This is a genomic window from Streptomyces formicae (genome assembly GCF_002556545.1).
Taxonomy (GTDB): Bacteria; Actinomycetota; Actinomycetes; order Streptomycetales; family Streptomycetaceae; genus Streptomyces; species Streptomyces formicae_A.
On the sequence record NZ_CP022685.1, the window covers coordinates 1,593,904 to 1,606,158 of the forward strand.

General features: G+C 70.7%; 11 protein-coding genes. 1 reads left to right on the top strand and 10 read right to left on the bottom strand.

The genetic code is table 11. From position 1 onward, the window contains the following. Positions 1-50: 50 nt before the first annotated feature. The 6 genes from carB to pyrR form a co-directional block, all read right to left on the bottom strand. The gene (carB, locus tag KY5_RS06340; RefSeq protein ID WP_098241282.1) at positions 51-3,359 is read right to left on the bottom strand and encodes a carbamoyl-phosphate synthase large subunit; all 3,309 of its coding nucleotides are present in this window, start codon (positions 3,357-3,359) and stop codon (positions 51-53) included. Then, positions 3,352-4,494 (bottom strand): glutamine-hydrolyzing carbamoyl-phosphate synthase small subunit, encoded by a 1,143-nt coding sequence (gene carA / locus KY5_RS06345; RefSeq protein WP_098241283.1) that lies wholly within the window; start codon positions 4,492-4,494, stop codon positions 3,352-3,354. Before carA ends, carB begins: the two co-directional genes overlap by 8 nt. Further along, positions 4,491-5,060 carry a hypothetical protein gene (locus KY5_RS06350; RefSeq protein ID WP_098241284.1) on the bottom strand — a complete coding sequence of 190 codons (570 nt, stop codon included), beginning with the start codon at positions 5,058-5,060 and terminating at the stop codon, positions 4,491-4,493. The genes carA and KY5_RS06350 overlap by 4 nt, the downstream gene beginning before the upstream one ends. Beyond that, complete coding sequence (locus tag KY5_RS06355) at positions 5,057-6,343, bottom strand: dihydroorotase (protein WP_098241285.1); 1,287 nt, start codon at positions 6,341-6,343, stop codon at positions 5,057-5,059. The genes KY5_RS06350 and KY5_RS06355 overlap by 4 nt, the downstream gene beginning before the upstream one ends. Positions 6,344-6,348: 5 nt before the next feature. Then, positions 6,349-7,335: an aspartate carbamoyltransferase catalytic subunit gene (locus KY5_RS06360; protein WP_098241286.1), complete on the bottom strand. Its 987-nt coding sequence runs from the start codon at positions 7,333-7,335 to the stop codon at positions 6,349-6,351. 85 nt (positions 7,336-7,420) lie between these two features. Beyond that, a complete protein-coding gene (gene pyrR / locus KY5_RS06365; protein ID WP_098241287.1) occupies positions 7,421-7,993 on the bottom strand; it encodes a bifunctional pyr operon transcriptional regulator/uracil phosphoribosyltransferase PyrR in 573 nt (190 codons plus the stop codon). 223 nt (positions 7,994-8,216) lie between these two features. Between pyrR and bldD the strand changes: the two genes are divergently transcribed. After that, on the top strand, positions 8,217-8,717 hold the full coding sequence (gene bldD, locus KY5_RS06370; protein WP_030787240.1) for a transcriptional regulator BldD: 501 nt from the start codon (positions 8,217-8,219) through the stop codon (positions 8,715-8,717). 215 nt (positions 8,718-8,932) lie between these two features. On the opposite strand, the gene nusB is transcribed toward bldD, so the two are convergent. From nusB to KY5_RS06390, 4 genes are all read right to left on the bottom strand, one after another. Beyond that, complete coding sequence (gene nusB / locus KY5_RS06375) at positions 8,933-9,367, bottom strand: transcription antitermination factor NusB (RefSeq protein ID WP_055543677.1); 435 nt, start codon at positions 9,365-9,367, stop codon at positions 8,933-8,935. 2 nt (positions 9,368-9,369) lie between these two features. After that, positions 9,370-9,936, bottom strand: a complete 567-nt coding sequence (gene efp, locus KY5_RS06380) for an elongation factor P (protein WP_055543676.1) — start codon at positions 9,934-9,936, stop codon at positions 9,370-9,372. Between the two features lie 57 nt (positions 9,937-9,993). Then, on the bottom strand, positions 9,994-11,100 hold the full coding sequence (locus KY5_RS06385) for an aminopeptidase P family protein (RefSeq protein WP_098241288.1): 1,107 nt from the start codon (positions 11,098-11,100) through the stop codon (positions 9,994-9,996). Between the two features lie 108 nt (positions 11,101-11,208). Then, on the bottom strand, positions 11,209-12,123 hold the full coding sequence (locus KY5_RS06390) for a Pro-rich N-terminal domain-containing protein (RefSeq protein WP_098241289.1): 915 nt from the start codon (positions 12,121-12,123) through the stop codon (positions 11,209-11,211). Between the last annotated feature and the right edge of the window lie 132 nt (positions 12,124-12,255).

The window sequence follows — 12,255 nt, forward strand, 5'->3', positions numbered from 1 at the left end:
GGCTCACCAGAAGGGGGACACCGTGTCTCCGGTGTCCCCCTTGTGGGCTGCTAGTCGCGGGCCGCAGTCAGGTGCTCCGCGTGTTCCTGGAGTGAACGGACGCCCACGTCCCCGTGGTTGAGCGCCTCGATGCCCTGGACGGCCGCGGCGAGCGCCTGGACCGTGGTCAGGCACGGCACGGAGCGGGCCACCGCCGCGGTGCGGATCTCGTAGCCGTCGAGGCGGCCGCCGGTGCCGTACGGCGTGTTGACGATGAGGTCGACCGCGCCGTCGTGGATCAGCTGGACGATCGTCCGCTCGCCGTTCGGGCCCTCGCCCTCGGACTGCTTGCGTACGACGGTGGCGTTGATGCCGTTGCGCTTGAGCACCTCGGCCGTGCCGGACGTGGCGAGCAACTCGAAGCCGTGCGCGACCAGTTCGCGGGCCGGGAAGATCATCGAGCGCTTGTCGCGGTTGGCGACGGAGACGAAGGCGCGGCCCTTGGTCGGCAGCGGACCGTAGGCGCCCGCCTGCGACTTGGCGTACGCGGTGCCGAACACCGAGTCGATGCCCATGACTTCGCCGGTGGAGCGCATCTCCGGGCCGAGCACGGTGTCGACGCCGCGCCCGTGGATGTCGCGGAAGCGCGACCACGGCATGACGGCTTCCTTGACCGAGATCGGCGCGTCCATCGGCAGCGTGCCGCCGTCACCGGTGGCGGGCAGCATGCCCTCGGCGCGCAGCTCGGCGATGGTGGTGCCGAGCGAGATGCGCGCGGCGGCCTTCGCGAGCGGCACCGCGGTCGCCTTCGAGGTGAAGGGGACGGTGCGCGAGGCGCGCGGGTTGGCCTCCAGGACGTAGAGGATGTCCCCGGCCATCGCGAACTGGATGTTGATGAGTCCGCGCACGCCGACGCCCTTGGCGATGCCCTCCGTGGAGGCCCGCAGGCGCTTGATGTCGAAGCCGCCCAGGGTGATCGGGGGCAGCGCGCACGCCGAGTCGCCGGAGTGGATGCCGGCTTCCTCGATGTGCTCCATGACGCCGCCGAGGTAGAGCTCCTCGCCGTCGTACAGGGCGTCCACGTCGATCTCGATCGCGTCGTCCAGGAAGCGGTCGACGAGCACCGGACGCGAGGGGCTGATCTCGGTCGACTCCTCGATGTACGCGGACAGGCGGGTCTCGTCGTAGACGATCTCCATGCCGCGGCCGCCGAGCACGTACGACGGGCGTACGAGGACGGGGTAGCCGATCTCGTCGGCGATGGCCTTGGCCTCGGCGAAGGTGGTGGCGGTGCCGTGCTTGGGCGCCGGGAGACCCGCCTCGGCGAGCACGCGGCCGAAGGCGCCGCGGTCCTCGGCGGCGTGGATGGCCTCGGGCGAGGTGCCCACGACCGGCACGCCGTTGTCCTTGAGGGCCTGCGAGAGGCCCAGCGGGGTCTGGCCGCCGAGCTGGACGATGACGCCCGCGATGGGACCTGCCTGCGCCTCGGCGTTGACGATCTCCAGGACGTCCTCGAGCGTGAGCGGCTCGAAGTACAGGCGGTCCGAGGTGTCGTAGTCCGTGGAGACGGTCTCGGGGTTGCAGTTGACCATCACGGTCTCGTAGCCCGCGTCGCTCAGCGCGAAGGAGGCGTGGACGCAGGAGTAGTCGAACTCGATGCCCTGGCCGATGCGGTTCGGGCCCGAGCCCAGGATGATCACCGCGGGCTTCTCGCGCTGGGCGACCTCGTTCTCCTCGTCGTACGAGGAGTAGAAGTACGGCGTCTTGGCGGCGAACTCGGCGGCGCAGGTGTCGACCGTCTTGTAGACCGGGCGCACGCCGAGGGCGTGGCGCACCTCGCGGACGACGTCCTCGCGCAGACCGCGGATCTCGGCGATCTGGTGGTCGGAGAAGCCGTGCCGCTTGGCCTCGGCGAGCAGATCGGCGTCCAGGCGCTCGGCGCCCGCGAGCTCGTCCGCGAGCTCCTTGATCAGGAAGAGCTGGTCGACGAACCAGGGGTCGATCTTCGTGGACTCGAAGACCTCCTGCGGGGTCGCGCCCGCGCGGATGGCCTGCATGACGGAGTTGATGCGGCCGTCGGTGGGGCGCACCGCCTCGCGCAGCAGCTCGGCCTTGTCGCCGGGCTCGCCCACGAAGGTGAACTGCGAGCCCTTCTTCTCCAGCGAGCGCAGCGCCTTCTGGAGCGCCTCGGTGAAGTTGCGGCCGATCGCCATGGCCTCGCCGACCGACTTCATGGTGGTCGTCAGGGTCGAGTCCGCCGAGGGGAACTTCTCGAAGGCGAATCGCGGGGCCTTGACGACGACGTAGTCGAGCGTCGGCTCGAAGGACGCCGGGGTCTTCTCCGTGATGTCGTTCGGGATCTCGTCCAGCGTGTAGCCGACGGCCAGCTTCGCGGCGATCTTCGCGATCGGGAAGCCGGTGGCCTTCGACGCGAGCGCGGATGACCGCGAGACGCGCGGGTTCATCTCGATGACGATGACCCGGCCGTCCGTCGGGTCGATGGCGAACTGGATGTTGCAGCCGCCGGTGTCGACGCCGACCTCGCGGATGATCGCGATGCCGACGTCGCGCAGGGTCTGGTACTCGCGGTCGGTCAGCGTCATCGCGGGCGCGACGGTGATCGAGTCGCCGGTGTGCACGCCCATCGGGTCGAAGTTCTCGATGGAGCAGACGACCACGACGTTGTCGTTCTTGTCGCGCATCAGCTCCAGCTCGTACTCCTTCCAGCCGAGGATGGACTCCTCCAGGAGCACCTCGGTGGTCGGCGAGAGCGTGAGGCCCTGTCCGGCGATGCGGCGCAGCTCCTCCTCGTCGTGCGCGAAGCCGGAGCCGGCGCCGCCCATCGTGAAGGAGGGGCGGACGACGACGGGGTAGCCGCCGAGCTCGTCGACGCCCTTGAGGACGTCGTCCATGGAGTGGCAGATGTAGGAGCGGGCGGACTCGCCGTGCCCGATCTTCTTGTTGACCTCTTCGACGACGCCCTTGAAGAGGTCGCGGTCCTCGCCCTTGTTGATCGCCTCGACGTTGGCGCCGATGAGCTCGACGCCGTACTTCTCCAGGACGCCCTGCTCGTGCATGGAGATCGCGGTGTTGAGCGCGGTCTGGCCGCCGAGGGTCGGCAGGAGCGCGTCGGGGCGCTCCTTGGCGATGATCTTCTCGACGAACTCCGGGGTGATCGGCTCGACGTACGTGGCGTCGGCGATCTCCGGGTCGGTCATGATCGTCGCCGGGTTGGAGTTGACCAGGATGACGCGCAGGCCCTCGGCCTTGAGCACGCGGCACGCCTGCGTACCGGAGTAGTCGAACTCGGCGGCCTGGCCGATGACGATCGGTCCTGATCCGATGACCAGGACGGACTGGATATCGGAGCGCTTAGGCACGCTGGTCCTCCATCAGGGAGACGAAACGGTCGAAGAGGTACGCGGCGTCGTGCGGGCCCGCGGCCGCCTCGGGGTGGTACTGGACGCTGAACGCGGGCTGGTCGAGGAGCTGGAGCCCCTCCACCACCTGGTCGTTCAGGCACACGTGGGAGACCTCGGCGCGCCCGAAGGGGGTGTCGGAGACCTTGTCGAGCGGCGCGTCCACGGCGAAGCCGTGGTTGTGCGCGGTGACCTCGACCTTGCCCGTGGTGCGGTCCTGCACCGGCTGGTTGATGCCGCGGTGGCCGTACTTCAGCTTGTACGTGCCAAAGCCCAGGGCGCGGCCGAGGATCTGGTTGCCGAAGCAGATGCCGAACAGCGGCGTCTTGCGCCCCAGGACGGCCGTCATCAGCGCGACGGGGCCCTCGGCGGTGGCCGGGTCGCCCGGGCCGTTGGAGAAGAACACGCCGTCGGGAGAGACCGCGTAGACGTCCTCCTCGGTCGCCGTGGCCGGGAGCACGTGCACCTCGATGCCGCGCTCGGCCATGCGGTGCGGGGTCATGCCCTTGATGCCGAGGTCGATCGCGGCGACGGTGAACTTCTTCGTGCCGATCGCCGGGACGACGTACGCCTCCTTGGTGGCGACCTCCTCGTACAGGCTCAGGCCCTTCATGGCGGGCTGCGCCTGGACCTTCGCGACGAGCTCCGCGTCGGGCGCGAGCGTCTCGCCGGAGAAAATCCCGGAGCGCATGGAGCCGCGCTCGCGCAGGTGCCTGGTCAGCGCCCGGGTGTCGATCCCGGAGATGCCCACGACGTTCTGGTTGACCAGCTCGTCGTCGAGCGAGCGCTCGGCGCGCCAGTTGGAGGGGACCCGGGCGGGGTCACGGACCACGTAGCCCGACACCCAGATCCGGCTCGACTCGTCGTCCTCGTCGTTCCAGCCGGTGTTGCCGATCTGGGGAGCGGTCGCGACCACGATCTGGCGGTCGTACGACGGGTCGGTCAGGGTCTCCTGGTAGCCGGTCATGCCGGTGGAGAACACCGCTTCGCCGAAGGTCTCCCCCACGGCCCCGTAGGCACGGCCGCGGAAGATGCGGCCGTCCTCCAGGACGAGTACGGCGGGAGCCTTGCTGGCTCCCCTGGTGGAGGTCGTCATCGTGCGGTGCCTTCCGTAGTACTGGTGTTGATCATGTTGTTGATGGCCTCGACCCACTCGGCCTGCTCGGCGGCGTGGTCGGAGCGGAAGCCCGAGTCGATCAGCTTCTCGCCGTGCTCCCAGGTGACGATCAGCAGACCGCCCTCCGCGAGGACCTTGCCCGCGATGCCCTTGTCGAGCCGGGCCTCGCGCAGCTGCGCGACCGGGACGAAGAAGTCGGCCGCCCCGGGGCGCACGACGTCCAGTCCCGCGTCCGTGAGCGTCAGCTCCACGCGGCTGCGGGTGCCGAGTCCGTGCGCCACGATGCGGTCGAGCCACTGCCCGGCCGAGGTGGAGCCGTGGTAGCGGCCGGTCAGCTCAAGTTTCGCCGGGCCGGGCTCGCTCGGCGCGCCGGGCAGCTCGGGCAGGTCGCTCTGGAGCGTGCCGCGCCACTTCCAGCCCTCGCGCATCAGCCAGTAGACGAGCGCGATGAAGAGCAGAAGGCCGACGACCCAGCCGATCCGTGCGGCCCAGTCGGTCACGTCCGCCGATTCCTTCTCGGCGGCCAGGTGCAGAAGAGATGTCACGCGAGATTCCCGTCGACGAGCGTGGCCCGACCCCGGAGCCACGTGTGCGTGACGCGGCCCGGCAGCTCACGGCCCTCGTAGGGAGTGTTGCGGCTGCGCGAGGCGAAGCCCGCGGGGTCCACTGCCCCACGGTAATCGGCGTCGACCAGAACCAGGTTCGCGGGCTCACCTGCCGAGACGGGGCGTCCGTGGCCGGTGGCGCCGCCGATCTCCGCGGGCTTGACGGACATCCGGTCGGCGACCGCGGCCCAGGTCAGCAGGCCCGTCTCGACCATCGTCTGCTGCACCACGGAGAGCGCGGTCTCCAGGCCGACCATGCCCATAGCGGCCGCGGCCCACTCGCAGTCCTTGTCCTCGTGCGGGTGCGGGGCGTGGTCGGTGGCGACGATGTCGATGGTGCCGTCGGCCAGGGCCTCGCGCAGGGCCATCACGTCGCGCTCGGTGCGCAGCGGCGGGTTGACCTTGTAGACCGGGTTGTACGAGCGGACCAGCTCGTCGGTCAGGAGCAGGTGGTGCGGGGTGACCTCGGCGGTGACGTCGATGCCGCGCGACTTGGCCCAGCGCACGATCTCGACCGAGCCCGCGGTCGACAGGTGGCAGATGTGCACCCGCGAGCCGACGTGCTCGGCGAGCAGCACGTCACGCGCGATGATCGACTCCTCGGCGACGGCGGGCCAGCCGCCGAGCCCCAGCTCCGCCGAGACGACGCCCTCGTTCATCTGGGCGCCCTCGGTCAGGCGCGGCTCCTGCGCGTGCTGCGCGACGACGCCGCCGAAGGCCTTCACGTACTCCAGGGCGCGGCGCATCATCACGGCGTCGTCGACGCACTTGCCGTCGTCGGAGAAGACGGTGACCCCGGCGGCGGACTCGTGCATGGCGCCGAGCTCGGCGAGCTTCTTGCCCTCCAGGCCCACGGTGACGGCGCCGATGGGCTGCACGTCGCAGTAGCCGGACTCCTGGCCGAGCCGGTAGACCTGCTCGACGACGCCCGCGGTGTCGGCGACGGGGAAGGTGTTGGCCATGGCGAACACGGCGGTGAAGCCGCCCGAGGCGGCGGCGCGGGTGCCGGTGAGCACCGTCTCGGAGTCCTCGCGGCCCGGCTCGCGCAGGTGGGTGTGGAGGTCCACGAGGCCCGGCAGGAGGACCTTGCCTTCGGCCTCGACGACCTCGGCGCCCTCGGCGGAGAGCCCCGTGCCGACGGCCTCGATGGTCTCGCCGTCGATCAGGACGTCCTGCGCCTCGCCGCCGAGCACCTTCGCACCACGGATCAGGATCTTGCTCATGTTGGTTACTTCTCCTCGGAACCGGTGGGGCGGGTGTGGGTGACGGCGGGCTCGTTGCCGCCCAGGAGCAGGTAGAGGACGGCCATGCGGATGGAGACGCCGTTGGCGACCTGCTCGACGACGGTGCAGCGGTCGGAGTCGGCGACCTCGGCGGTGATCTCCATGCCGCGGACCATCGGGCCCGGGTGCATGACGATGGCGTGCTCGGGCATCTTCGCCATGCGCTCGCCGTCCAGGCCGTAGCGCCGCGAGTACTCGCGCTCGGTGGGGAAGAACGCGGCGTTCATGCGCTCGCGCTGGACTCGCAGCATCATCACGGCGTCCGTCTTGGGCAGCACGCTGTCCAGGTCGTACGAGACGTCGCAGGGCCACTGCTCGACGCCGACCGGCACCAGCGTGGGCGGCGCGACGAGGGTGACCTCGGCGCCGAGGGTGTGCAGCAGGTCGACGTTGGAGCGGGCAACGCGGCTGTGCAGGACGTCGCCGACGAGCGTGATGCGCTGGCCCGCCAGGTCCTGGCCGAGCCCGGCGTCGGGACCGACCAGGCGGCGCCGCATGGTGAAGGCGTCGAGCAGGGCCTGCGTGGGGTGCTGGTGGGTGCCGTCGCCCGCGTTGATGACGGCGGCGTCGATCCAGCCCGAGGTGGCGAGCCGGTAGGGCGCGCCGGAGGCTCCGTGGCGGATGACGACGGCGTCGACGCCCATCGCCTCCAGGGTCTGGGCGGTGTCCTTCAGGGACTCGCCCTTGGAGACCGAGGAACCCTTGGCGGCGAAGTTGATGACGTCGGCGGAGAGGCGCTTCTCGGCGGCCTCGAAGGAGATCCGGGTGCGGGTCGAGTCCTCGAAGAAGAGGTTGACCACGGTGCGCCCGCGCAGGGCGGGCAGCTTCTTGATCGGCCGGTCGGCGACGCGGGCCATCTCCTCGGCCGTGTCGAGGATGAGGACGGCGTCGTCGCGGGAGAGGTCGGCGGCCGAGATGAGGTGTCGCATCATCTGGGTGTACTCCGGTGTGTGGAGGTCTGCGGGCACGCGGGCGCGCAGGGGTGTGCCCTGGGCCCGTGGGGGGAGGAAGCCGGTCCTACGCGGAAGCGGGCTTGGCGCCGAGCAGCACGGCGTCGCGGCCGTCCTCCTCCGCCAGCTGGACCTTGACCGTCTCCCGCAGCGACGTGGGGAGGTTCTTGCCGACGTAGTCGGCGCGGATGGGGAGTTCGCGGTGGCCGCGGTCGACGAGGACGGCGAGCTGCACCGCGCGCGGGCGCCCGATGTCGTTCAGCGCGTCGAGGGCGGCACGGATGGTGCGGCCGGAGAAGAGCACGTCGTCGACGAGGACGACCAGGCGGCCGTCGATGCCGTCACCGGGGATCTCGGTGCGGGCCAGCGCACGCGGTGGGTGCATGCGCAGGTCGTCGCGGTACATGGTGATGTCGAGGGAGCCGACCGGGATCGCGCGTCCGGTGATCTCTTCGAGCTTCTCGGCGAGCCGGCGGCCGAGGAAGACGCCGCGGGTGGGAATGCCGAGGAGCACCACGTCGTCCGCGCCCTTGGCGCGCTCGACGATCTCATGGGCGATACGGGTCAACACCCGCGCGATGTCCGGGCCTTCGAGCACGGGTCGCGCGACAGCGGAGTCTTTTGGGTCCTGCGTGTCCATATGAAACGGACCTCCTTCTCCGCCTCACGGGACGGACTTTAAAGGACGTCGAAATTGCGCCATCCACGGTACCAGTACTGACGACCGAGCACGTCATCGGCCTCCACCGAAGGGGCGGTACGGACCATTCGGCTTGACGCAAGCAAGTAACGCTGCGTAACCTCACAGTGAGTTACCAGCCACGCGGCGGAGCCGCAAAATGTTCCAGCGTCCGGGGAGCTATATGTCCAGCGAATACGCCAAGCAGCTCGGGGCCAAGCTCCGCGCGATCCGTACCCAGCAGGGCCTTTCCCTCCACGGTGTCGAGGAGAAGTCCCAGGGACGCTGGAAGGCGGTCGTCGTCGGGTCGTACGAGCGCGGCGACCGTGCCGTGACCGTGCAGCGCCTCGCCGAGTTGGCGGACTTCTACGGCGTCCCGGTGCAGGAGCTCCTGCCGGGTACGGCGCCCGGTGGCGCCGCCGAGCCGCCGCCCAAGCTCGTCCTCGACCTCGAGCGCCTTGCCCACGTCCCGCAGGAGAAGGCGGGCCCCCTGCAGCGCTACGCGGCGACGATCCAGTCGCAGCGCGGCGACTACAACGGCAAGGTGCTGTCGATCCGCCAGGACGACCTGCGCACCCTTGCCGTCATCTACGACCAGTCCCCCTCGGTCCTCACCGAGCAGCTGATCAGCTGGGGCGTCCTGGACGCGGACGCGCGTCGCGCCGTCGCCCACGAAGAGGTCTGACACCGCTGACGCGGAGTTCAGCAGAAACGTGCCGCCGGGGCGGCCGCAGCCTAAATGGCCGCGGCCGCCCCGGCGGCTTTCTGCTTTTCGCCGCCTTTACCGACCCGCAATTCCCCGCGCGGCGGATGCGGAACGGATGCCGGGCGGACCCGCGAGGAAAACCGGAGGGCCCGCAGCAATCCGCTGCGGGCCCTCCGGTGACGTACTGGACCGTCTTACGCCTCGTCCCTGCGCAGGGACGGCTTCAGGTCCTTGAAGCGGCCGAGAAGCCCGTTGACGAAGGCCGGGGACTCGTCCGTGGAGAACTCCTTGGCGAGCTGCACCGCCTCGTCGAGGACCACGGCGTCCGGCGTCCCGTCGACCCAGACCAGCTCGTAGGCGCCGAGCCGCAGGATGTTGCGGTCGACGACGGGCATCCGGTCCAGGGTCCAGCCGACGGCGTACTGCGAGATGAGCTCGTCGATGCGACGCTCGTGCTCGGCGTACCCCTCGACGAGCTCCATCGTGTACTCGCTCACCGGCGGCTGCCGGGTGTCGGACCGCGAGTGACGCACCCAGTCGGCGAGGACCGTCAGGACGTCGGTACCGCGCTGGTCTGCCTCGAAGAGGATCTGGAAGGCGCGCTTGCGGGCCGTATTACGAGCAGCCACGGTTAGCTGTTCACCCGGCCGAGGTAGCCGCTGTCACGGGTGTCGACCTTGATCTTCTCGCCCGTGGTGATGAAGAGCGGGACCTGGATCTGGTGACCGGTCTCCAGGGTGGCGGGCTTGGTGCCGCCGGTGGAGCGGTCGCCCTGGACGCCCGGCTCGGTCTCCTGGATGACGAGCTCGACGGCGGCGGGCAGCTCGACGTAGAGCACCTCGCCCTCGTGCTGCGCGACGGAGGCGGTGAAGCCCTCGATCAGGAAGTTGGCGGCGTCGCCGACGGCCTTGCGGTCGACGTGCAGCTGGTCGTAGGTCTCCATGTCCATGAAGACGAAGTAGTCGCCGTCCATGTAGGAGAACTGCATGTCGCGCTTGTCGATCGTGGCCGTGTCGACCTTGACGCCGGCGTTGAACGTCTTGTCGACGACCTTGCCGGAGAGCACGTTCTTGAGCTTGGTGCGCACGAAGGCCGGGCCCTTGCCGGGCTTGACGTGCTGGAACTCGACGACGGACCAGAGCTGGCCGCCTTCGAGCTTGAGCACCAGGCCGTTCTTGAGGTCGTTCGTGGAAGCCACGGTTGCGGAATCTCCTGCACTGACTGTCTGGTGGACGACCCCGGGGGCGCACGCGCGCTAGAGCGCGAGCAGTTCCTTGGTCGTGATGGTGAGTAGCTCGGGTCCGCCGTCCGCCTCGGGGCGCACGACGAGCGTGTCATCGATCCGGACACCACCCCGGCCCGGGAGGTGAACCCCCGGTTCGACGGTGACCGGCACGCAGACGTCCAGTTTACCCATGGCCGCGGGCGCCAACTGCGGGTCCTCGTCAATTTCGAGCCCCACACCGTGTCCGGTCAGCGGAGCGAGCCCATCCGCATAGCCCGCGGAGTCGAGTACGTGACGGGCCGCGCGGTCCACGTCACGGCAGGCGGCCCCCGGCACGAGGGCCTCTCTGCCCGCCCGCTGAGCGGCGAATACGAGGTCGTACAGCTCGATCTGCCAGTCGGCGGGCGACGTTCCGATCACGAACGTACGCCCGATCTCACAACGGTATCCGCGGTAGCTCGCGCCCAGGCACACGGAGAGGAAATCCCCCTCCTCGACCCGCCGGTCCGAGGGCCGGTGAGCACCCCGGCCCGAGTGGGGGCCCGTGCCGACCGACGTGGGGAAGGCGGGGCCGTCCGCGCCGTGGTCGACGAGCCTGCGCTCCAGTTCGAGGGCGAGATGCCGCTCGGTCCTGCCCACGAGAATGGACTCGAGCAGCTCCCCGAGGGCCTGATCGGCGATCTCGGCGGCGATCCGCAGACAGGAGATCTCCTCCTCGTCCTTGACCAGCCTCAACTGCTCGACGGCGGTGCCGAGATCGAGCAGGTCGAGGCGCGGCGCGACCGAACCGAGCGCCCGGTGCCTGGCCACCGTCAGATCGTGCTCCTCGACGGCGAGCGTCTCGGCCCCCTGCGCGGCCGCGAGCCCGGCGCCCGCGACGGCAGGGTCGGCCCCCGGTGCGGCGAGCACCTGCATCCGCAGCGCCTCGTCGGGCCGCCCCTCGCCCTGCTGGTCGCTGGGCGGACGGCCGCACAGCAGCACGTCCTCGTCCTTGCCCACCAGGAGAACGGCGCCGTGCGGCGCCGCACCGGCGAGATAACGCACATTGGCGGCCCTCGACACCAGCGCCGCGGCGCCGCCCCCCGCCGCACACCGCTCCCTCACCCGATCTCGACGGGCCGCGTACACCTCTGACATGGGGCGAGCCTACGAGCGCCGCACCGACCCGGCCCGGCGGGCGCGTCCGACCGGGCGGCGGGGCACGTCAGTACGAGTGGGGCCAAGGGTGGGGCGGCGAGGGGAGCGCTACCACTTCGGCGGGCTCGCGATCGCGCGGGCCAGGACGTCGTCCAGGACGCGGGCCGTGCCGGGGACGTCCAGTTGGGAGTTGTCGATGATGGGCAGGCCCGAGCCGTACCAACCGGCCATGCGGCCGTGGATGCGGGCGACTTCCTCGTCGGTGAGGCGGCGGTTGCCGCTGCGCAGCGCGTTGCGCTCCAGGACGATCTCCAGGCCGGGGAGCAGGACCACGGGCAGCAGCCCGGGGCCCACGTGGCGCTTCCAGCCGCCGAGGCCGACGACCGGGCGGTCGGGGAAGACCGCGTCGTCGAGGATGCAGGAGATGCCGTTGGCAAGGAAGTTGCGCGCGGCGAAGCCGCAGGTGCGGCGGGCCAGGCGGTACTGCGCCTCGGAGTGGTCGTTCCAGCCCGTCTGGGGGTCGGCGAACCCCGAGCGCACCCATTCGCGTACGTCGTCGAGGCTGATGTGGGCCGTCGGCACCCTGCGGTGCTCGGCCCAGAACTTGGCCACGCTCGTCTTGCCCGCGCCCGCGGGGCCGATGAGGAGCACCGCGAGCGTCGTGGCACCCGTGTCGGCGCGGGCCGCGCCCTGCGGCGGGCTCGGCATGGCGACGGGGCCGCCCGGGGGCAGCTGGACGTGTCCCGTGGTGTCCGGCGTCGGGGGCACGGGCGGCGCGGAGGGCGCCTGCTGACCCGCGACGGGAGCGTGCGGCATGGGCGCGTGAGGCATCTGGGCCTGGCCCGGGGCATGCGACGACGCGGGCCCGGCCGTGAAACCCGGCGCGGGCGGCGGCGGTGAGCCCTGCGGAACGGCACCCGGCGGCGGAGCGCTCGGGTGGTGTGCGGCCTGGGACCAGCCGGCGGCCGGTCCGTGCCCCGGCTGATGGGGCGGCGGCAGCGGCGACCCCACTGCGTGCTGCATCCGGTGCCACTCCGTCTCGTGCGACTGACGCTGGTCGGGCGGCGGCCGGGGCCGCCCGTTACCGAACGGTACCGTCCCCGGCCGTCGTTGTGTGAACGGCCGGGGATGCCAAGAGGTGCCCGTGGCCGGAAT